20 protein-coding genes and 2 tRNA genes are annotated in these 21,421 nt (G+C 60.4%); 13 read left to right on the forward strand and 9 right to left on the reverse strand.

Going from position 1 to position 21,421, the window contains the following annotated elements; translation table 11 throughout:
* The first annotated feature begins 1 nt into the window (after nt 1).
* From QN224_RS22430 to QN224_RS22440, 3 genes are all read left to right on the forward strand, one after another.
* Nucleotides 2-388, forward strand: a complete 387-nt coding sequence (locus tag QN224_RS22430) for an Mth938-like domain-containing protein (RefSeq protein WP_173512766.1) — start codon at nt 2-4, stop codon at nt 386-388.
* 18 nt (nt 389-406) lie between these two features.
* Complete coding sequence (locus QN224_RS22435) at nt 407-1,249, forward strand: phytoene/squalene synthase family protein (protein ID WP_283978421.1); 843 nt, start codon at nt 407-409, stop codon at nt 1,247-1,249.
* 116 nt (nt 1,250-1,365) lie between these two features.
* Complete coding sequence (locus QN224_RS22440; RefSeq protein WP_283978422.1) at nt 1,366-1,830, forward strand: hypothetical protein; 465 nt, start codon at nt 1,366-1,368, stop codon at nt 1,828-1,830.
* 1 nt (nt 1,831) lies between these two features.
* Here QN224_RS22440 and trmFO read toward each other — a convergent pair whose 3' ends face one another.
* The 3 genes from trmFO to QN224_RS22455 form a co-directional block, all read right to left on the reverse strand.
* Nucleotides 1,832-3,259 (reverse strand): methylenetetrahydrofolate--tRNA-(uracil(54)-C(5))-methyltransferase (FADH(2)-oxidizing) TrmFO, encoded by a 1,428-nt coding sequence (trmFO, locus tag QN224_RS22445; protein ID WP_283978423.1) that lies wholly within the window; start codon nt 3,257-3,259, stop codon nt 1,832-1,834.
* 199 nt (nt 3,260-3,458) lie between these two features.
* A complete protein-coding gene (locus tag QN224_RS34070) occupies nt 3,459-3,602 on the reverse strand; it encodes a DUF1127 domain-containing protein (RefSeq protein ID WP_173512770.1) in 144 nt (47 codons plus the stop codon).
* Nucleotides 3,603-4,016: 414 nt separating this feature from the next.
* Entirely contained in the window at nt 4,017-4,160 is a 144-nt protein-coding gene (locus QN224_RS22455) for a DUF1127 domain-containing protein (protein WP_283978424.1), read from the reverse strand.
* 585 nt (nt 4,161-4,745) lie between these two features.
* On the opposite strand from QN224_RS22455, the gene QN224_RS22460 reads away from it, so the two are divergent.
* The 5 genes from QN224_RS22460 (at nt 4,746) to tig (ending at nt 9,006) form a co-directional block, all read left to right on the forward strand.
* Nucleotides 4,746-5,129 (forward strand): hypothetical protein, encoded by a 384-nt coding sequence (locus QN224_RS22460; RefSeq protein WP_283978425.1) that lies wholly within the window; start codon nt 4,746-4,748, stop codon nt 5,127-5,129.
* 101 nt (nt 5,130-5,230) lie between these two features.
* Nucleotides 5,231-6,334, forward strand: a complete 1,104-nt coding sequence (locus QN224_RS22465; protein WP_283978426.1) for a DUF2157 domain-containing protein — start codon at nt 5,231-5,233, stop codon at nt 6,332-6,334.
* A complete protein-coding gene (locus QN224_RS22470; RefSeq protein ID WP_173512772.1) occupies nt 6,331-6,924 on the forward strand; it encodes a GDYXXLXY domain-containing protein in 594 nt (197 codons plus the stop codon). Before QN224_RS22465 ends, QN224_RS22470 begins: the two co-directional genes overlap by 4 nt.
* Before the next feature lie 338 nt (nt 6,925-7,262).
* Nucleotides 7,263-7,347: transfer RNA gene (locus QN224_RS22475), tRNA-Leu, on the forward strand.
* 177 nt (nt 7,348-7,524) lie between these two features.
* Complete coding sequence (gene tig, locus QN224_RS22480; RefSeq protein ID WP_283978427.1) at nt 7,525-9,006, forward strand: trigger factor; 1,482 nt, start codon at nt 7,525-7,527, stop codon at nt 9,004-9,006.
* Nucleotides 9,007-9,111: 105 nt separating this feature from the next.
* On the opposite strand, the gene sthA is transcribed toward tig, so the two are convergent.
* A complete protein-coding gene (gene sthA / locus QN224_RS22485) occupies nt 9,112-10,515 on the reverse strand; it encodes a Si-specific NAD(P)(+) transhydrogenase (RefSeq protein ID WP_283978428.1) in 1,404 nt (467 codons plus the stop codon).
* Between the two features lie 222 nt (nt 10,516-10,737).
* Between sthA and QN224_RS22490 the strand changes: the two genes are divergently transcribed.
* On the forward strand, nt 10,738-11,781 hold the full coding sequence (locus tag QN224_RS22490; RefSeq protein ID WP_283978429.1) for a magnesium and cobalt transport protein CorA: 1,044 nt from the start codon (nt 10,738-10,740) through the stop codon (nt 11,779-11,781).
* A 33-nt stretch (nt 11,782-11,814) separates the two neighbouring features.
* Here QN224_RS22490 and radC read toward each other — a convergent pair whose 3' ends face one another.
* Genes radC through phaC form a run of 4 tightly spaced genes read right to left on the reverse strand, consistent with a single transcriptional unit; the run spans nt 11,815 to nt 16,047 of the window.
* On the reverse strand, nt 11,815-12,603 hold the full coding sequence (gene radC, locus QN224_RS22495; protein WP_283978430.1) for a DNA repair protein RadC: 789 nt from the start codon (nt 12,601-12,603) through the stop codon (nt 11,815-11,817).
* Nucleotides 12,600-13,439, reverse strand: coding sequence for a type I methionyl aminopeptidase (gene map / locus QN224_RS22500; RefSeq protein WP_269276003.1), 840 nt, complete (start codon nt 13,437-13,439; stop codon nt 12,600-12,602). Before map ends, radC begins: the two co-directional genes overlap by 4 nt.
* A 29-nt stretch (nt 13,440-13,468) precedes the next feature.
* The gene (gene sfsA, locus QN224_RS22505; protein ID WP_283978431.1) at nt 13,469-14,188 is read right to left on the reverse strand and encodes a DNA/RNA nuclease SfsA; all 720 of its coding nucleotides are present in this window, start codon (nt 14,186-14,188) and stop codon (nt 13,469-13,471) included.
* Between the two features lie 11 nt (nt 14,189-14,199).
* Nucleotides 14,200-16,047: a poly(3-hydroxyalkanoate) polymerase subunit PhaC gene (gene phaC / locus QN224_RS22510; protein WP_283978432.1), complete on the reverse strand. Its 1,848-nt coding sequence runs from the start codon at nt 16,045-16,047 to the stop codon at nt 14,200-14,202.
* 212 nt (nt 16,048-16,259) lie between these two features.
* Here phaC and QN224_RS33910 point away from each other — a divergent pair, with 212 nt between their 5' ends.
* The 4 genes from QN224_RS33910 (at nt 16,260) to recJ (ending at nt 21,244) form a co-directional block, all read left to right on the forward strand.
* A complete protein-coding gene (locus tag QN224_RS33910; protein WP_336621121.1) occupies nt 16,260-16,565 on the forward strand; it encodes an SHOCT domain-containing protein in 306 nt (101 codons plus the stop codon).
* Between the two features lie 125 nt (nt 16,566-16,690).
* The gene (locus QN224_RS22520; protein ID WP_283978434.1) at nt 16,691-17,908 is read left to right on the forward strand and encodes an LL-diaminopimelate aminotransferase; all 1,218 of its coding nucleotides are present in this window, start codon (nt 16,691-16,693) and stop codon (nt 17,906-17,908) included.
* Between the two features lie 78 nt (nt 17,909-17,986).
* Nucleotides 17,987-19,309 carry a homoserine dehydrogenase gene (locus QN224_RS22525; RefSeq protein WP_283978435.1) on the forward strand — a complete coding sequence of 441 codons (1,323 nt, stop codon included), beginning with the start codon at nt 17,987-17,989 and terminating at the stop codon, nt 19,307-19,309.
* A 132-nt stretch (nt 19,310-19,441) separates the two neighbouring features.
* The gene (gene recJ, locus QN224_RS22530; RefSeq protein WP_283978436.1) at nt 19,442-21,244 is read left to right on the forward strand and encodes a single-stranded-DNA-specific exonuclease RecJ; all 1,803 of its coding nucleotides are present in this window, start codon (nt 19,442-19,444) and stop codon (nt 21,242-21,244) included.
* An 81-nt stretch (nt 21,245-21,325) separates the two neighbouring features.
* Here recJ and QN224_RS22535 read toward each other — a convergent pair.
* Nucleotides 21,326-21,401, reverse strand: a tRNA-Glu gene (locus tag QN224_RS22535).
* Between the last annotated feature and the right edge of the window lie 20 nt (nt 21,402-21,421).

Raw genomic sequence — 21,421 nt, forward strand, 5'->3', positions numbered from 1 at the left:
GATGGCAAAAGGCATCGAAATCCGCGAAGCGCATTTTCCCGGACGGGCGCCGATAGACGCTTATGGAAACGGCGGCTTCCGCTTCGCGGATATGTCTCACCGCGGCTCCGTCCTGATGCTGCCGTCCGGCATTTACGCATGGGACGTGGTCGAGGGTGACCCGCTTTCGGTGGACAAATTCGAACGTGCGCTGGAGGAGGCGCGTGATATCGAGGTCCTGCTCGTGGGGACAGGGCGCGAAATCCGGCCGCTGCCCGCCGAACTGAAAGCGGCCTTGAGGGCGCAGAACATCTCCTCCGATCCGATGAGCACCGGGGCGGCGGTCCGAACCTATAATGTGATGCTCGCCGAATCGCGCGCCGTTGCCGCGGCCCTGATCGCGGTGTGATTTCGAAGGAAACTGCGCGTGCAAGAGGCCGATACCCAGATCCTCGCAACATTGCGGGACACAGATCGCGATCGATATCTGGCTTGCCTGCTTTCTCCACCTGAAAAGAGGCGCTCGCTTGCGGCGCTCTATGTGTTCTACGCGGAAATCGCCCGCGTGCGCGAGTTGATACATGAGCCGCTTCCGGGCGAAATCCGCTTGCAATGGTGGCGCGATCTTCTCGGAAACGAGCAATCGGGCGGCGAGGGGCATCCGCTGGCGGAAGCGCTTCTGCAATGTGTTCGCGAACATCATCTGCCCGTCACAGTACTCGAGAACATGATCGATGCGCGGATTTTCGATCTTTACGACGATCCGATGCAGGACAGGTCGGCGCTGGAGGGCTATGCCGGTGAAACCGCGTCAGCTCTCATTCAGCTTTCGTCGCTGATCCTTGATCCATTGAATGCCGCCAAATCGGCGGAGGCCGCCGGACATGCCGGCGTCGCCCAGACGATCGCCGGCCTCTTGTTGCTGCTGCCTGTTCATTGCCGACGTGGGCAGGTTTACCTTCCGGCGGAACTCCTGCGCGCGACCGGGCTCGACCGTGAAACGTTGCTTGCCGGCAGCGACACTGAAGCCATCGATAGGGCAATCCGTGCATTTTGTGGCTTGGGCCGGGATCATCTTGCCAAGGCGCGTCAAGGCATAGGCTCGATCTCTTCGGCGAATTTCTTCGCCTTTACCCCCGTGGCTCTGGCCGAACCGGTGTTCGACCGGGCGGAGGCGGCGGGAGCGCGCCTCCTTCAGCGACCCATCCAGCCATCCCAGTGGCAGCGGCAGTGGCGAATGTGGCGCGCGAGCCGGCGCAAGCGCTTCTGATCCGATGCGCCGTCAGGCGAAGTGGCCCCGGAGTTGAATTTGGTCAAGCTGGCGCAAGTCTCATATCGTATAGGCAGGAGCTACCGGATTCATGCCGTCCGAAAGGGGCTCGTGTGATGTTGTGGCTTTTGCTCATCATGGTGGTTGTCGCCGTCGGCGCGTTCTACATCAGGATGAACGCCCGTGCCGAACGGGATTTCGACAATCCCGACGCGGGTTCGGCGATGGTCGAATTCGGCCGCGCTTTCCCCGACGAAGCAATCCGCGCCCTGCATTCAACCGTCGACAGGAAGGCGATCTTCCTCCGTCTGCATGACGGCAAGGCCGGCTTCATCCAATCGCACGGCACGCATTACGTCTGCCACGTCATTCATCCCGGCAAGGTGCGGGTCAACACGTCCGACAGCGGGCGCGGCTTGATCGTTCACTTTCCAGATTTTGCCTATCTGGACAACACATTCGAGTTCCGGACCGCGGCCGAGGCAGCGGAGGTCTCGGTCTGGCTGCTCGGCAGCTTCAGCCCGAAGTCGGAATTCACCGACGAAGCCGGGACGCCGCAGGCAGTCCAGGCGAACGAATAGCCTACGCCGTCTTCTGAGCGGGAACGCCGAGCCAGTTTGCGCAGTCGCTGAGAGCCCGCGCCGCTGTCGCCTGCTTCTTTGCCAAGGCCTTCTCCTTGCCGCGAAAGCGCTTCGCGCCATCCGGCTTTGCTAAAGCCCCCGGCTCCAGCGGCGGAAACAAACCGAAATTGACGTTCATCGGCTGGAATGAGCGCTTGCCCGGCTCGTCGTCGGAGACGATGTGCCCGCCGGTGATGTGATTGAGCAGCGCACCGAAGGCCGTTGTTGGCGGCGGTGGCGCCAGCGTTTCGCCCTTGCGCTCGGCCGCAGCGAAGCGGCCGGCAAGCAGGCCGATACTGGCGCTCTCCACGTAGCCCTCGCAACCGGTGATCTGGCCGGCGAACCGCAGGCCCGGTCGGGACTTGAGCGTCAAGGTCGAGTCGAGCAGCGTCGGCGAATTGATGTATGTGTTGCGATGCAGGCCGCCGAGACGGGCGAATTCGGCCTTTTCGAGTCCAGGGATCATCCGGAAGACTTCCGCCTGCGCGCCGTATTTCAATTTCGTCTGGAAGCCGACCATGTTGTAGAGCGTGCCGAGCGCGTTGTCCTGTCGAAGCTGTACGACGGCATAGGGTTTGACTGCGGGATTGTGCGCATTGGTCAGCCCCATCGGCTTCATAGGACCGTGACGCAGCGTTTCGCGTCCGCGTTCGGCCATCACCTCGATCGGCAGGCAGCCGTCGAAATAAGGCGTGCCCTCCCATTCCTTGAAACCGGTCTTGTCGCCGGCGATCAGGGCGTCGACAAAGGCGTTGTACTGCTCCTCGGTCATCGGACAATTGATGTAGTCCTTGCCAGTGCCACCCGGGCCGACCTTGTCGTAGCGCGACTGGTGCCAGCAGATATCCATGTCGATCGTGTCGGTGTAGACGATCGGAGCAATCGCGTCGAAAAAGGCGAGGGCGTCGGCGCCGGTTTCCTCGCGGATCGCCTCAGCGAGCGCCGGCGCGGTGAGGGGCCCGGTGGCGATGATCGCAAGATCCCATTCCTTCGGCGGCAGTCCGGTGATCTCCTCACGGACGACCGTGATCAAGGGATGATTGTCGATCGCGGCGCTGATGGCTGCTGAAAAGCCGTCGCGATCCACGGCGAGCGCTCCACCGGCGGGCACCTGGTTGCGGTCCGCAGCCTGCATGATCAGCGAGCCGGCAAGCCGCATTTCCGCATGCAGCACGCCAACAGCATTGCTGGTCGCATCGTCGGAGCGGAATGAGTTGGAGCAGACGAGTTCGGCAAGGCCGTCGGTCTTGTGGGCATCGGTTCCGCGCACGCCGCGCATTTCGTGCAGGATGACTGGCACGCCGGCTTCGGCGATCTGCCACGCGGCCTCCGATCCGGCAAGGCCGCCGCCGACGACATGAATGGGGGAATAGGAAGTGTTCGCTGTCATGGGCGGCTTCCTATCACAGGCGCATTCCGGTTCCAATTGCAGAAACGAAAACGGCGCCACTACAGCGCCGCGCGTCTTATCAGACGCGCAAAGGACGCTGTAGCACTTTGAATTGCTGCATGTTTTTATCCTTAAATCGGCAACGATTTAAGGAAACATGCAGCAGGCGCCGTCTTGAATGTTTGGATGTTCGTTCCGATTAGCGGAAGGAACGAGCCGCAATGTTGCGGATATCGTAGCGGGTAATCCCAATATCGCTGAGCGCGTGGTTCGAGAGGCTGCCGAGCTCGGCAACGGTGCGGCGATAGTTCATCCAGCTTTTTGCAATGCGAATCGGGTTCATGGTCGTGTCCTCAAGATCTGTTTGTCGCGACAGTGATTTGTCTGCGCCGTTGAGGTTCTTATACGCTTGTCTAATTGGCAGATGGAGTGCAAAGAAAATGCATCTGCTATGCATTTGTGCAGTGCATCGCCAGTTTTGTAAGCACAAGGCGAGCGCAGCTCGAAAGTTCGCCACAGGTCAAGGATTGGCTGAGCTGCTCGGCTGCCGTTAATATGTTGTATTCCAGTAACTTTCGTTCGAACTTGGGAGCTGACGACGTCCTGGCGAAGAGCGCCGGCTTCAGGTGCGGTCACAGCTTTCGCAGGTGCGAAATCACGGCACTGCGCGAGCTTGAGCGGGATGGCTTGTGAAACAGAAAAACGCCCTCCAGCGGGACTGGAAGGCGTTTTCAGAAGCAGGTATTCGCTGCTTGGATTACTTGATCGCCTGACGAGCAACGTAGGGGATGTCGCCGCGGCCGATGCCGAGGTCGTTCAGCTCACGGTCGCTCATGCGGCCGAGTTCGTTGCAGGTCTGACGATACTTGCGCCAGTTGGTGAAAGAACGTGCGAGGTTCATGATCCTATCCTTTCTAGGGTCGTTTGCCAGCGCTCTATCTCTCTTGCTGGCCGTCATCTGATGGTCTCAAATATAATCGATTTGATCGGCATATACAGAGACAATGCTGCATCGCACCCATGCATGGTGTGCAATCCTTCGCCTTCGCGTTAATTCACCTTTAGCTCCAACCTTTTCCGGCGCGTCGCCGATACGTGCCGGCTGTGGCGAGAGGATGGATCCGCTTGGGGGCAGAGATGCACAAAAAGCAACGCCCGCCGGGGGAGGAGGTCCGGCGGGCGTTGCTTTGTTCTGATTGGCAACCGGGAGGAGGAGTGTCGCCAATCCGTATCGGGGTGCGCTGGGAGGAGGAGTGCGCCGCCCCGATCGATGGTTGAAAAATAGGTCTCGGGACGCACTTTGTGTAGAGGCGATACCGAATGGCACCTATGCATATTATGCATGGCCATGTGGCAAATGCGGAGAAATTGCTCGAATATTGTGCAACTGGCGCTCTTGCGAGTTCAGCGCGGCAGAAAGCAAAACGCCCGCTGGGGGAGGAGGTCCAGCGGGCGTCGTGTAAGTGATTGGCAACCGGGAGGAGGAGTGTTGCCAATCTTATCGGAGAAGCGTTGGGAGGAGGAGTACGCTGCTCCGAATTCTTCGAGCTTCCGCTCGGGTCTTTCCGGGGTCCCGGAAGCGGGCGACCAATCCCGCTGGCGTCGGTTCGGTTCGTCACCTCGCGTCGCCTTCGATGGTTTGAATATAGTCGCTTTAAATCGATTTGTGCAGTGCAATATCCGCATGGAAGATATGCGGCTCGCGCAACTCCCGTGGCGCATTTCCATTGCGGATAAGCCGTTCACGCTACCGGGCGGAAGAAGCCCGTTGTTTTTCTCTAAAACGCCGCGTGTCGTATCAGACGCGGGAAGGACGCCGCAGCACTTTGAATTGCTGGATGTTTTTATCCTTGAATCGGCGACGACTTAAGGAAACATGCAGTAGCCATTTTTCCTGATTTGCTATTCTCTGAAGCCGGGTCGCGGCGTCGGGAAGGCCCGATATGGCCGGGAGGACGGTCCGGAGGTGAGATGTATCGAGGACGCATTGAGCGGGATCTGAAGCGTTGGGTGGACCTCGGCCTGCTTCCCCAGTCGTCGGCAAGCGCGATGCTGGCGGAATATGACGCACGCGAATCCACTTTCAGCGTCGGCCGTGTCCTGTTGGCGCTGGCAGCACTGTTGCTTTCGGCCTCGCTGCTTTTGCTCATCGCGGCGAATTGGGAGGTGTTGCCGCGCCTCGTCAGAGTCTCGGGCGTCGTCGCATTGATCTGGCTCTTCCATTTTCTCGGTGCCTATTTCTTCGGGAGCGGAGCCAAGGCGATTGGCGCCGCTCTGCTTATTCTTGGCACCATGTCCTTCGGCGCCGGCATCGCTCTGGTCGGCCAAATGTATCATCTGTCAGGCGACGCAGCGGATGCGATGCTTCTCTGGTTCGCCGGGGCATGCCTGTCGGCAGCGGCCTTCGCGTCGGCCGCCGTCACGACGATCGCCGCATGCCTTGCCTGGGCGTTTCTGATCACGCTGTTCGACAGCGGAGGACTTGTTCCGGCGATTGAGTCCTATTTCTGGGTCGTGCCGGTGCTGGCGGTTATCGTGCTCACGCTGGTCCGCTACACCAATGCAGGGCGCACGCGCCATTTGGCTTATCTTCTCTGCGTCGCCTGGCTAGGCGCGCTTTACGTCGACAACCCGGGACTCTGGCTCGCAATCTCCTTCTTTGCCGCCGGTTTGATCGCCTTTCTCCTCGCGTCGCTGCCGCGATCGCCGCTGTATGGTCTCGCTTGCCAGGCCGGTTCCGCGCCTTCGTTCTATTCTTTCGCCGTTTCTGTCATCGGCCTTGTCGCCTTGCAAAGTGAAGCGGAAGGCGTTTTGGCGGAGACAACCGTTGGCGTCGGCCTGCTTGCCGTTGCCCTCATGGGTATTGGAATTGTGGGCGCGCGCAACGGTGCGGTTCGTTATCTGGGCTACACGGTGTTTGCTCTGGAGATCTTGTATTTGGCCTTCGAGACGCTCGGATCGATCCTCGGCACATCCGGCTTCTTCCTGATTTCCGGAATGGTCGTCGCGCTTGTGGCTTGGCTCGTCATCCGAGTTGAACGACGGCTTGGACGAGTGGGGGAGGCTTCTCAATGAACGCTGTTTTGCCTGGCGCCCGCTGGCGCAGTCCCATTGTCGCGGCACTTGCGGTCGCAGCGCTCCAGACGGCCGTGCTCGGATACATGATCGAAAGCCGCGCTTCGATCCTGCGCAACGGCAAGGACGTGCTTCTGAGAAGTGCGCCGGTCGATCCGCGAGACCTCCTGCGTGGCGACTATGTGATCCTGACCTACGACATCTCCCGCATCTCGCCCGATATCGTTGCTGGCGACTTGCCCGAGGAGACGACGAGGGCGGTGCTTTTCGTGCGGCTCAGAGAGCAGGCGGACGGTTTCTGGGGACCGGTCGAGGCATCGTTCGGGCCGCTGGCGCAAGCGCCGGACAGCGTCGTCATCAGATCGCTGCCGTTCTCCTATTATCCGCCACTTGGAACACCGCCGCAAACCTTGCAGCCGAACTACGGCATTGAGCGCTATTACGTGCCGGAAGGCGAGGGCCGTGTTCTTGAAACCGCCCGCGACGCCCATGCGCTTTCGGTCAACGTGCGGGTGAACGCGGATGGGCGTGCACAGATCAGGCAGGTTTCCGTGAATGGTGCGCAGCTTTATGTGGAGCCGCTATATTGATGGTGCTTGCTGCTGCGTGTTCAAATCGTAGCCGATTTGGGGATAAATACATGCAGCAAATCAAGTGCTACAGCGTTCTTTGCGCGTCTCACAAGACGCGCGGCGCTGTAGCATGAAGGAACTTCATTTTCTTGCCGGCTTCTTGGTCCAGAATAATTAGGAGAAGGTGAAGACACGGGCGTGCATTGGCGCGCATTTTCTCTTTGATCCGGCAAAAACGAGTGATATAGAGACGCCGCGCTCGGGAAAGCCCGAACCCTTCGCATGTCCAGAATATCCGCGGTGCTCCCGCTGGTTGTCTTGCGGGAAATGCGATCAGGCGGTGTGGTTGTCTGAACGCGGGTATGGTGAAATTGGTAGACACGCCAGATTTAGGTTCTGGTGCCGCAAGGCGTGGGAGTTCAAGTCTCTCTACCCGCACCAGGACAATACGGTTGCCAAACGTCGGAATTCGACGGTGAAGAGGGTTGGCGGAGTGCCATTTTGCTTGCAAAACGGTCAAGGAATTGCGTAAAGCCACTCCCGGCAAATGGATCGGCTCACGTGCTCGCCAAACCTTTCGAGGCAAGAGCACTGTCAACGTGAAATGAAGGTTTGAACATGCAGGTTATCGAAACGCTCGCTCAAGGGCTGAAGCGCGAACTCAAGGTCGTCATCCCGGCCAAGGACATGGAAGCTCGGATGAATGAGCGCCTGGCCGAAGTGAAGGACCGCGTCCGCATCAACGGCTTCCGCCCGGGCAAGGTGCCGGTTGCGCATCTGAAGAAGGTCTACGGCAAGTCGATCATGGCTGATCTCGTCAACGAGATCGTTCGTGACAAGCCGACCGAAATCCTGACGGAGCGTGGCGAGAAGTCGGCAACGCAGCCGGAAATCGCGATGACCGAGGACGAGGCCGAAGCCAACAAGATCCTCAATGCCGAGGCCGATCTCGAATTCACGGTTGCCTACGAGGTCATCCCGAAGATCGAACTCAAGGATGTGAGCGGCATCAAGGTCGTCCGCGAAGTCGTCGACATCGCCGAAGACGAAGTCAACGACCAGATCCTGCGCATCGCCGAAAGCGCCCGCACCTACGAATCCAAGAAGGGCAAGGCTGCCAATGGCGACCGCGTCACCATCGACTATCTCGGCAAGGTCGACGGCGTTGCCTTCGACGGCGGCAAGGACGAGGATGCGGAACTGGTGCTCGGTTCCAACCGCTTCATCCCGGGCTTCGAAGAGCAGCTCGTCGGCGTCAAGGCCGGTGACGAAAAGACGATCACCGTGACCTTCCCGGCCGACTATCCGGCCGCCAACCTCGCTGGCAAGGAAGCGACCTTCGACGTCACAGTGAAGGACGTCGCCGCCGCCGCTCCGCTCGAGATCAACGACGAACTCGCCACCAAGCTTGGCCTCGAATCGGCTGACAAGCTGAAGGAAATCGTTCGCGGCCAGATCGAAAGCCAGTACGGCTCTGTTACCCGTCAGAAGGTCAAGCGCCAGATCCTCGACCAACTCGACGAACTCTACCAGTTCGAGTCGCCGGAGCGCCTCGTCGATGCCGAATTCGAAAACATCTGGCGCCAGATCAACACCGACCTGCAGCAGGCCGGCAAGACCTTCGCCGATGAAGACACGACCGAAGAGGAAGCTCGCGCCGAGTATCGCAAGCTCGCCGAACGCCGCGTCCGCCTCGGCCTCGTTCTCTCCGAAATCGGCGAAAAGGCCGGTGTTCAGGTGAGCGACGACGAAATGCAGCGCTCGCTGTTCGAACAGCTGCGCCAGTTCCCGGGCCAGGAAAAGCAGATCCTCGACTATTTCAAGAACACCCCCGGCGCCGCCGCTTCGCTGCGCGCACCGCTGTTCGAAGAGAAGGTCGTAGATCACCTGCTTTCCGAAATCTCGGTAACCGACAAGTCGGTTTCCAAGGAAGAGCTGATGGCTGACGACGAGGAAGCCGAAGACAAGCCGGCCGCCAAGAAGGCGTCAGCCAAGAAGAAGGCTGCTGCAAAGGCCGAAGCTGCTGAAGGCGAGGAAGCCGCTGCACCGAAGAAGAAGGCTCCGGCCAAAAAGAAGGCCGCTGACGAGAGCGCCGAATAACCGGTTGCCGTCGAACAGAATTTAAGAGGCCGCCTCCCAAGGCGGCCTTTTTCTTTGGGAAGGAACAGCCGAAACGGCGGCTGAGATGGGAACCCGGAGGACGGTTTAAACCGTCTTGATCTCGCCCATTCGGTTCCACGCGTCGAGGCCAGCGATTTTGTAGGCTTCGGCGAGCGTCGGATAGTTGAACGTGTTTTCAACGAAATACTCGACGGTGCCCTTCAGATTGAGAACTGCCTGGCCGATGTGCACGAGTTCGGTCGCGCCTTCCCCGATAATATGGACGCCGAGCAGACGCCGGGTCTTGAGTGAGAAGATCATTTTCAGTAGACCGGAATCGAGACCCATGATGTGTCCGCGCGACGTTTCCCGGAACCGCGCAATGCCGCACTCATAAGGAATGCCGCGTTCCTTGACCTCTTCTTCGGAGAGGCCGCAGGTCGAGATTTCCGGCACGGCATAGATACCGTAGGGGAAATATTTCTGCGGCTCCTTCGCAATCGCGCCGACGGCGACGCGGGCGGCGACACGCCCCTGTTCCATGGAGGTCGAAGCCAGGCTCGGGAAACCGACGACGTCGCCGGCGGCATAGATGTTGGGAGCCGAGGTCTGGAATGTTTCAGGGTTCACCTTCAGTCGCCCGCGGCTGTCCGCTTCCAGCCCGGCGGAAGGCAGGTTGAGAGCATCGGTGGCACCGATGCGGCCAGCGGCAAACAAGACCATCTCCGTCGTGATCTTGCGGCCATTGTCGAGTGTAAGCAGAACCTTACCGTCTTCGAGCCGCTCCACCTTCTCGGCCTTCTGACCGAGATTGAGCTTCATGTTGCGGTCGCGCAATTGATAGATGAAGTCCTCGACGATCTCCTTGTCGATGAAATCGAGCATAGTCGTCTTGGGATCGATGACCGTCACCTGCGTGTCCAGGGCGCTGAAGATCGTGGCATATTCGATACCGACGACGCCTGCGCCGATTACGACCAGCGAACGCGGCAGTTCCTCGATGTCGAGCAATTCGTCGCTGTCGACGACGGTCTTGCCGTCAAACGGGATGTAGTCCGGGCGGAACGGTTTCGTTCCGACAGCAAGCAAGATGCTCGTCGCGGAGACAGGAATGCTCTCGCCGTCTTCCTTGACGACCTCGATCGTCGTCGGATCCACAAAACTTGCGCGGCCGCGGATGTGCTGGACACGGTTCCGCGCGAATTGGTGTTCGAGCACCTCGACCTCGTGGTTGAGGGTGATGATGAGGCGACGGCGCAGATCTTCTGCGCTGATTTCCTGCTTCACCCGGTAGGAGCGGCCGTAAAAGCCCCGTTCGCGCCAGCCGGAGAGGTTAAGCGCAGTCTCGCGAAGCGTCTTTGACGGGATAGTTCCGGTATGGACGGAGACGCCGCCGACGCGTTTGCCCTGCTCGATGACAAGTACTTTCTTGCCGAGTTTCGCGGCCTGGATGGCACCCCTGCGCCCCGCTGGGCCGCTTCCGATGACGATGAGATCGAACTGGTTCATGAACGCTTCCCGTATGCGAAAGAGAATCGTTGTGCGATGCGGCAAATTTCACCCGCACGCGTTTATAGCGTCAATTGCGCAGTTTGATGAAGCGCGATGCGCACTGTTCTATCGTGGATGCGCCTGTGCGGAAATACGGCTATGTTGGCGCATTAGGCGTCGGGTATCGGCGGCACCCGCCTTTCGGTTTTCTCGCGCGGCGAATTGCGGTGGAGTCTAGAAATGGCATCAGAGGCGACGGCGACCCCCCACCAGGTGACTGGAGCGATCCAAGCGGAAGTGGCAATTCCGGCTCGCCCGGGCGTCGTAGCTGCCGCGGTATACCAGAACGGGCAGCGTCTGCGCGACATCCAGATCGAAGAGGCGGGACAATGGCGGGGCCGCGAAGACGTCGTTGTTTGGATCGGCCTCCACGAGCCGGATGAGACGCTGTTGCGCCAGATTCAGGCCGAATTCAATCTCCACGACCTGGCAATCGAGGACGCTGGAAAGGCACATCAGCGTCCGAAGCTGGAAATCTACGGCGATGCGATCTTCGTCGTGGCGCGCACCGCCCATATGGCGGACGACCAGATTTCATTCGGCGAAACGCATCTCTTCGTCGGACGCGGCTACGTCATTTCCGTTCGTCACGGCGCGTCGACCTCTTATATGGCGGTCAGACAGAGATGCGAGGCATCACCCGCGGCACTCGCTCACGGTGAGAATTACATCCTCTATTCGATCCTCGACTTCATCGTTGACAACTATATGCCGGTGGTCGAGGCAATCCACAGCGAGGTCGAGGAACTCGAGGACCGGTTGCTGCGCGACCGCTTGGATAAGGCCGATATAGAACGGCTCTACCTGTTGCGTCGAAACCTCCTGCGCCTGCGCAATGCGGTCGTGCCGCTGGTGGACGTGTGCCGACGGCACGAGCACCTGGAACTTCCAGGCATGGACGCGGCGATGCAGCATCTGTTCCGGGATGTGACTGATCATGTTCGACGGGTGCAGGAAGACATCGATGCGCTGCGCGAAGTGCTTGCCTTCACGTTCGAAGCGAGCCTGATGATCGGCCAGTCGGAGCAGACGGAAATCTCGCGCAAGCTCGCTTCGTGGGCCGCCATTCTCGCGGTCCCGACGGCGATCGCCGGAATCTACGGCATGAACTTCGAGGACATGCCCGAACTCAGGTTCCGCTACGGCTATTTTGTCGTTCTGGCCATAATCGTCGGACTGTGCGTCACTCTCTACCGGTTCTTCCGGCGTGCGAGATGGCTGTGAGCAGACCCTAAGGAATCGCGCAGTAGGCCAAGTCTAGAACAATCGAAGCCCTTTGAGGCTCGCGTGGCCGTCCTTGCCGATGATGATATGGTCGTGCAGGGCAATGCCGAGCGGCTTTGCGGCTTCGGCAATCAGCTTGGTCATCTCGATATCCGCACGAGAAGGCGTAGGGTCGCCGGAGGGGTGGTTATGGACGAGGATGAGCGCGGTCGCGGATAGCTCGAGTGCACGCTTGATCACTTCCCGAGGGTAGACCGGCGTGTGATCGATCGTGCCTCGCTGCTGCACTTCGTCGGCGATCAGCGCGTTGCGCTTGTCAAGGAAGAGGATGCGAAACTGCTCCTTGGTCTCGTGCGCCATCGCCGCATGGCAGTAGTCGATAACGGCGCTCCAGGATGACAGGACCTGCTTCTCGCGCAGTTCGCTCTTCAGCATTCGGTGGCTGGCCGTGGCGATGAGCTTGAGATCGAGAGCGACGGATTCTCCAACGCCCTTGACCTCCTGCAACAGGTTGAGCGGCGCTCCGAAAACGCCGGCGAGCGTTCCGAAGCGGCTGAGCAGCGCTTTGGCAATCGGCTTCGTGTCACGACGGGGGATGAGCCGGAACAGAATGAGTTCGAGGATCTCGTAGTCAGCCAGCGCCGCATCGCCATGTTCACGGAAGCGGTCTCGCAAACGATCGCGGTGACCGTGATAATGTGCTTCTGCGGGCGTAGCAGCGTTCACTTCGGCGTCGCCGACGCGCGGTTTTGGCTGCGCAAAAAACTGCCGCTCGTCCGTCGGCTGCAACTCGCCGTCAGAGAGGGGCGGAGTTCTTGTCACGCGTTGCCCACTGCAGCAACGCCGGGCTTGAACAGGCCGGCCGGCGAAAGCGTGAAGATTTCGCAGCCGTCCGCGGTGACGCCGATCGTGTGCTCATATTGCGCCGAGAGCGAACGGTCGCGCGTGACGGCAGTCCAGCCGTCAGAGAGAACCTTCACATGCGGACGGCCGAGATTGATCATCGGCTCGATCGTAAAGATCATGCCCTCGCGCAGTTCGGGGCCTTCGTTGGCGCGACCATAGTGGAGGATGTTCGGGGCGTCGTGAAACAGTCGGCCGACGCCGTGGCCGCAGAAGTCGCGCACCACCGAACAGCGCTCCGACTCCGCGTAGGCCTGGATGGCCTCGCCGATCGCACCGGTGCGTGCGCCGGGCCGCACGGCCGCGATGCCGCGCATGAGGCATTCGTGTGTGACGTCGAGCAGCCGTTCCGCAGCACGCTTGACCTCGCCGACAGGATACATGCGACTGGAATCGCCATGCCAGCCATCGACGACATAGGTGACGTCTATATTGACGATATCGCCGTCGCGTAGCGGCTTTTCGTTCGGAATGCCATGACAGACGACATGATTGATCGACGTACACGAAGATTTCGTATAGCCGCGATAGTTCAGCGTCGCGGGAAGCGCGCCGTGATCCATGCCGAATTCGAAGACGAAACGATCGATCTCTTCTGTCGTCACGCCCGGCCGTACGCGGGGCACGAGTTCGTCCAGGCAACGCGCCGTCACCTGACAGGCCTTGCGCATGCCTTCGAAACCATCCGGTCCGTAGAGCCGGATGACGCCGGTGTTCTTGTACGGGGCAGCGCCAGCCTCGATATAAGTTACCATTCCAGAACTTTCATTGTTTCAAGCGCATGTCATAAATCAGCGAAGGCGGGTTCGTCCACAGTCATCGCTCCCGTCGGCACTATTTGCGAGGGCGATATCGCGCATTTGATGGCATAGGCCTCGACGCCTCGCACGGTCGCCCGTTCGAATGCACGAGCATAGACCGGATCGAGTTCGCGGCATATGCGGAACACATCGCAGTCAGGTCTTTGGACAAGGTAGAGCATGATTGCGCGGTGGCCGGCCTCCACCATGTCGCCGAGTTCTTCGAGATGCTTGGCGCCGCGCTCAGTCGGGCTGTCGGGGAATTCGGCGAGACCCCGGTCACGGCTGAAGTGGACGTTCTTGACCTCAACATAGGCAAGACCCTTCGTCGGGTCGCTGAGAAGGATATCGATCCTGGAATTGCGGCCGTATCTCTGCTCGCGCCGACGTGTCTCGTAAGTGTGAAGATCGCCGACGAGTCCAGCGGCGATCGCTTCCTCGGCAAGCCGGTTCGGCAATCCGGTGTTGATGCCGACGAGCGTTCCGGCTGCTTCGACGATCTCCAGCATATGGCGGTATTTCCGTGTCGGACTGTCATGCTCGGAGAGCCAGATCGCCGATCCCGGCGTCGTCAATCCGCGCATCGAGCCGGTGTTCGGGCATGACCCGGTAATTTTCGTTCCATCGGCAAGAATGGCGTCAAAAAGAAAGCGCTTGTAGCGCTGCACAAGCGTTGCTGGAACGAGCGGACGGGAGAAGTTCACGAGTGATCCGATCAGGCGCGGGCGCGTACGTAGGAACCCGGCGCTTCTTCAAGCGAGTTAAGCGGGCCGCCGGGCTTTCGGGCCGGAACGCGTTTCCTGTCGAGCTTTTCTGCCCAGCTGTGCCAATGCGGCCACCAGGAGCCAGGTGTTTCCTTCGCCTTGCTCAACCACTCGTCGATATCGCCCTTGGCGGGCCCACCGGTCCAGTATTGATACTTGCTCCTGTCCGGGGGGTTGACGACACCGGCGATATGGCCGGAGCCTGACAGGACGAACGTGACCTTGCCGCCGAAGCAGCTGCTGCCGAGGAATACCGATTTGGCGGGCGCGATATGATCTTCCTTCGTCGCCAGATTGTAGATCGGGATCTTGACGTCAGCGAGCGATACTTTCCGGCCTGCCAGGACCATCTCCCCTTTGGAGAGCTTGTTCTCCAGGTAGCAGTTGCGAAGATAGAAGGAGTGGTTGGCTGCCGGCATCCGCGTTGAATCGGAGTTCCAGTAAAGCAGGTCGAAGGGCAGGGGCTCCTGGCCCTTCAGATAGTTGTTGACGAAATATGGCCAGATCAGTTCCGAGGCCCGGAGCATGTTGAAGGCGGTGGCCATCTTCGAGCCTTCCAGATAACCGGTCGCACTCATATTCCGCTCGACCTGGCGGATCTGATCATCGTCGACGAAGACCTTGAGGTCGCCCGCATAGGTGAAGTCCACCTGCGTCGTGAAAAGCGTCGCCGAGCGGATACGGTCATCGCCTTCGGCGGCGTGCAGCGCCAGCGTGGCAGCAAGCAATGTGCCGCCGACGCAATAACCGATGGCGTTCACCTCGCGTTCGCCGGTCGCCTGCTCGATGATATCGAGAGCGAAGCCGATGCCTTCGCGCGCATAGGCCTCCCAGTCCTTCGAGGCATGACGTTCATCGGGGTTGACCCAGGAGATGACGAACACGGTGTGGCCCTGATCGACCGCCCATTTGATGAAAGATTTCTGCGGGTTGAGATCGAGGACGTAGAATTTGTTGATCCACGGCGGGCAGATCAGCAAGGGCCGCTTGAGCACGGTCTCGGTGCTCGCCTCATACTGGATGACCTGGCAGACATCGCTCTGCGCGATCACCTTGCCAGGCGTGATCGCGATGTTTTCGCCGATGGCGAACTTGCTCGTATCCGTCTGCCGCAACTTGAGATCACCGCGCCCGGCCGCGATGTCTTCCGCGAGCATCTGCATGCCCCTGACGAGGTTGGCGCCGTTTGACGCCACGGTTTCGCGATAGAGCTGCGGGTTGGTCGTGATGAAATTGGTCGGCGAAAGAGCGCTCGATATCTGACGAACGTAGAAGGCCGCCTTGTGCTTGGTGTGATCATCGAGCCCCTCTGCATCGTTGACCATTCGCTCCGCCCAGTCCGAGGTCACCAGGTAGGCCTGGCGAATGAAGTCGAAGAAAGGATTCTTCACCCAGTCCTCGTCCGCAAAGCGCTTGTCGGTGCGCTCGAGACTTGTCGGATCGGTCGCGACGTCGCCGGCCATGCGCTGGAGGCTGCGCGACCAGATGTCGAAAAAACTGCCCATGAGATGCGTCTGGGCTTCCAGCGTTCGACGCGGATCGGAGAGCCAATACTCCGATATCTTGGACAGCGTCTTGACCATGTCGGAAACGGGCTCGGCGAAAGTATGGCTCTTCTCGCCAGCTTCGCGCGGGGCAAGCCATGCAGAGGCTGCCTTGCCGAGTTGTTCTGCTGCGCGGGCCAGATTGACGGCCAGGCTTTCCGGGTCCTTCACGATGTAGGGCTCGACCGATTTCGGATCAAAGCCGGCAAAACCGCTCTTAGTACCGCCGTCCTCGGCCTTCCTGTCTGCTGTCACCCGGCGTCCTCCACAGCATCTTATCTGTTTTGCATTTTTACATTCTGCCCGAAAATGATTACAAGAGCTAGAGCGTTCAGCTTTCCAATGGAATCACAGGAAGCAAGTAAATCGCTTTGAATTCAAGTGGTTAAAGTGTCATCGGCATGTCTTTTCCGGGCGTGTGGTGCACTGGTCCATCGTCGCGCCGCAAAACAGGGGTCATCGCCAGCATGCTTGTCGTCGGAAAACAGGGCTCGATTTCTTGGGTTTTGGGTTTGCTCCTTGCGGGCACCCTTGCCGGATGCAGTTCAACGGCGGAACTCGCCACGTATCCGTCCGTCTATGGGCAAAAGCCGGCCGCCACCCAGCAAATGACCGACGAGGAGGCGGTTTCGATGCAGTCCCAGTTGACGGCGCTTGGTGCTGCCCGCAAATCCGGCGCGATTTCCGAGGCCGAATATCAGCGGCGCTTGAGGGAATTGCAGTTGCTGGCCGAGCAGCACGGTGCCGATACGCTGAAACAGATCGAGAATTAGCGCTTGCCTTTCACGTGATTTGGACGCAAAGCGTTCAATGGCCGTGATGACGGCCATTCACCACCGCGTTTGCTTTCGCGAAAGCCGAACGGCTCGTGGAGGCTTGCGCCAAGCGAGGTTTGGAGATGGAAGAGTTTCATAAAGTCCGGCGTTTGCCGCCCTATGTTTTCGAACAGGTCAACCGTTTGAAAGCAAGCGCGCGAGCGGCCGGTGCTGACATCATCGACCTCGGCATGGGCAATCCGGATCTTCCAACGCCGCAGTCGATCGTCGACAAGCTCTGCGAGGTCGTCCAGGACCCGCGCACGCATCGTTATTCCTCGTCGAAGGGCATCCCGGGGCTGCGCCGCGCGCAGGCCGCCTATTATGCCCGCCGCTTCGGCGTCAAGCTCAACCCCGAGACCCAGGTCGTCGCGACGCTTGGCTCGAAGGAAGGCTTCGCCAATATGGCGCAGGCGATCACCGCACCCGGCGATGTCATCCTCTGCCCGAATCCGACCTATCCTATCCACGCCTTCGGCTTCCTGATGGCAGGCGGTGTCATCCGCTCCATCTCGGTCGAACCCGATGACAGCTTCTTCGCGCCGTTGGAGCGGGCTGTACGGCATTCGATCCCGAAACCTCTGGCGCTGATCCTCAACTACCCGTCGAACCCGACGGCGCAGGTCGCCTCGCTCGAATTCTACAAGGAAGTGATCGCGTTTGCGAAGAAGCACGACATCATCGTGCTCTCGGATCTCGCCTATTCGGAAATCTATTTCGATGACGCGCCGCCACCCTCCGTGCTGGAAGTGCCTGGCGCGATCGACGTGACGGTCGAGTTCACGTCGATGTCGAAGACGTTCTCCATGCCCGGCTGGCGCATGGGCTTTGCCGTCGGCAATGAGCGGTTGATCGCAGCGTTGACGCGGGTGAAGTCCTATCTCGACTATGGTGCTTTCACACCCATTCAGGTTGCTGCGACACAGGCGCTCAACGGCGATGGCAGCGATATTGCCGAGGTGCGTAACATCTACCGGCGCCGGCGCGACGTGATGGTCGAGAGTTTCGGCAAGGCGGGTTTCGAGGTGCCACCGCCGCCGGCGACCATGTTCGCCTGGGCAAAGATCCCGGAGAAGTTCCGTCATCTGGGTTCGCTCGAGTTCTCGAAGCTCCTCGTCGAAAAGGCGGACGTCGCCGTGGCGCCCGGTATCGGCTTCGGCGAGCAGGGCGACGACTACGTCCGGCTGGCGCTCGTCGAAAACGAACACCGGATCCGACAGGCGGCACGCAACATCAAGCGCTTCCTGTCCTCGGCGGACGAGACGATGCACAACGTCATCTCGCTTAACGCACACCGCTAGGAAATCGGATAAATACCGATAAACAAACCAGAATAGCCCTGCCGCACTGGCGGGGCCTCTACATGTTAGGAACTTGCTATGGCAGATGCCCTCAAAATCGGCATTGCGGGCTTGGGGACGGTCGGTGCCTCGCTCGTGCGGATTCTCCAGGATCGTCATGAGATGCTGGCAACCACATGCGGGCGGGCGATCGAGATCATGGCCGTGACTGCGAGGGACCGGTCCAGGGATCGCGGTGTGAACCTCTCGGAGATCAAGTGGTTCGACGATGCGGTATCGCTGGCGTCCGAGGCGGACATCGATGTCTTCATCGAGTTGATGGGCGGTGCCGGAGATCCGGCCTATTCAGCCGTGAAGGCTGCGTTGCAGCGGGGCATTCATGTGGTCACCGCCAATAAAGCACTGCTCGCCGCACACGGCATCGATCTCGCGGGCATTGCCGAAGAGCATGGCGCACTGCTCAACTATGAGGCAGCGGTTGCCGGCGGCATTCCCGTCATCAAGGCGCTTCGCGAATCGATGACGGGCAATACCGTATCGCGCGTCTACGGCATCATGAATGGCACCTGCAACTACATCCTGACGAAGATGGAGAAGGAGGGGCTTTCGTTCGAAGACTGCCTGAAGGAAGCACAGCGCCTTGGCTATGCCGAGGCGGATCCGGCCTTCGACATCGAGGGCAACGATACGGCGCACAAGCTGTCGATCCTGACCAGCCTCGCCTTCGGCACCGCGATCGCCGCCGATGACATCTATCTCGAAGGCATCACCAACATCTCGATCGAGGACATCCAGGCGGCCGCCGATCTCGGCTACCGAATCAAGTTGCTCGGGGTCGCGCAACGCACCGAAAGCGGCATCGAACAGCGCGTTCATCCGACGATGGTGCCCTACGATTCCGTCATCGCGCAGGTCGACGGCGTAACGAACGCGGTTGCGATCGAGTCCGATATTCTCGGCGAACTGCTGATGGTCGGCCCCGGCGCCGGCGGCAATGCGACCGCCTCGGCCGTGCTCGGCGACATCGCCGATATCGCCAAGAGCCGCCCGGGCGCGCAACACGTCCCGGCTTTCGGGCGCCCGGCGACCGCACTGTTGCCCTACAAGCGGGCCCGCATACAAAGCCACGAAGGCGGCTATTTCATCCGGCTGAAAGTTCTCGACCGGACCGGCGTCTTCGCCAACATTGCCGGGCATATGGCCGAAAACGATATCTCGCTCGAATCGATCATGCAGCATTCCAAGCACTATGTGGATTCTGCGGAGCCGAAGACGATCATCCTGGTGACGCATGCCACATTCGAAGCTTCCGTGCGCAAGGCGATCGTTGCGATCAAGGGCGAGGGCTATCTCGTCGGCGAACCGCAGGTCATCCGTATCGAACGGCCAAAGGCCGTGTGATCGCCGCTCGGCACATTAAATCTGTTGAGAAACGGCTCCGACTGGCATCTGGCCCGCCGGAGCCGTCGTCATGCGGGTTCTTCCAGCCTGAAATGTCCGCTAAGAACAGGGGACTGCAGGCGGGCGAATAGCATGGACGTATTGGCGGATCCGATCCAACGGGCATTTCTCGGCGTGGAACGCTCGGTGAGCGGGCAGCGCTGGGTGTCACGTCTGGATCAGGCCGGGCAAAATCGGGCACTAGCGATCAGCCAGGTACACGGCTATTCCGAGATGATTGCCCGCGTGCTCGCCGGCCGCGGCGTAGCGCTCGACGATGCCGCCGCCTTTCTCGACCCGACGCTCCGCTCTCTGATGCCGGATCCGGACACCCTGACCGACTGCCGCAAGGCGGCCGAGCGGCTGGCGCTGGCGGTGCGCCGCCGTGAGAAGGCGGTGATATTCGGGGATTATGACGTCGACGGCGCTGCCTCCTGCGCGCTGATGGTCCGCTTCCTGCGCCACTTCGGCATCGAAGCCGACATCTACATTCCCGATCGCATCTTCGAAGGTTACGGTCCAAATCCGCAGGCAATAGAGCAACTGCTCGACAACGGTGCCGGCCTTATCGTCACTGTCGACTGCGGTTCGACCAGTCACGAGTCGCTTGCCGTTGCCGCCGGGCGCGGCGTAGACGTCGTCGTCATCGACCACCATCAGGTGGGCTCTTCCCTTCCGCCGTGTCATGCGCTTGTCAATCCGAACCGCGAGGACGACTTGTCCGGGCAGGGGCATCTCTGCGCCGCAGGTGTTGTCTATCTCGTGCTCGTCAACACCCTGCGGGTGCTGCGCGGCCAAGGGGACCCGCGCGCCGCTTCGTTCGATCTGTTGTCGCTGCTCGATCTCGTCGCGCTGGCAACGGTCTGCGACGTCGTACCGCTCAAGGGGCTCAACCGCGCCTATGTCGTCAAAGGCCTGATCGCCGCGCGGCATATGGGCAATCCGGGGCTTGCGGCGCTCCTCCGCAAGGCTGCAATTGGCGGCCCTGTGACGCCCTATCATCTTGGATTCCTGATCGGTCCGCGCATCAATGCGGGCGGGCGTATCGGCGATGCGGCTCTCGGCAGCCGGCTGTTGACGCTTGACGATGCCGCAGCCGCGGAATCGATCGCGGGCCGGCTCGACGAGCTTAACCGCGAGCGCCAGGCAATGGAGGCGGCAATGCTCGCCGAGGCCGAAGCGGAGGTGCTGGCGGAGTATGGGACTGGCGAGGCGGCATCGGTGATCATTACGGCGCGGGAAAACTGGCACCCCGGCATCGTCGGGCTCATTGCCGCACGCATCAAGGAGAAGTTCCGTCGGCCGGCTTTCGCGATTGCCTTTGACCCAAGTGGGCGAGGGACCGGCTCGGGGCGTTCGATCAATGGTTTCGACATGGGCAGGCTGGTGCGGGCGGCGGTCGAGAGCGGTCTCCTCGTCAAGGGTGGCGGCCATGCAATGGCGGCCGGCCTGACCGTCGAGCGCGCGAACCTCGGCAGACTTCGTCAATTCTTTGAAGAGCGTGCCGAAACTGTCGTGCGCGATCTGGTTTCCACCGAAACGCTAAAGGTCGACGGAGCACTTGGGGCGTCAGGTGCGACGATCGAGTTGGTCGATCTTCTGGAGCAGGCCGGTCCCTACGGTTCCGGGCATCCGCAGCCGATCTTCGCCTTTCCGCAGCACCGGCTGCGCGACTGCCGGCAGGTCGGCTCCAATCACATCAAGGTAACGCTGGAGGGCCAGGATGGCAGCCGGATCGACGGCATTGCCTTTCGCGCCACGGAAACGCCGCTGGGCGACTTCCTGCTCGGCAGTCGCGGCTCGACCATTCATGTCGCTGGATCGGTTTCGGCGGATCTTTGGCAGGGAACCCGCCGCGTCCAACTGCGCGTGACAGACGCTGCAAAGGCCACCTGATCGCATCCGTCGCGATAACCGCACCAACCTTCCAAATCAGCGACTTGGAAGAGAAACCTCAATAAGTTTATGAAGAGAGAATGGCACGCCCAACGGGACTCGAACCCGTGTTTCCGCCGTGAAAGGGCGGCGTCCTAGACCGCTAGACGATGGGCGCCCAAGACGAGGTGGCTTATA

This window comes from Sinorhizobium sp. 7-81 (genome assembly GCF_030124405.1).
Lineage (GTDB): Bacteria > Pseudomonadota > Alphaproteobacteria > Rhizobiales > Rhizobiaceae > Sinorhizobium > Sinorhizobium psoraleae.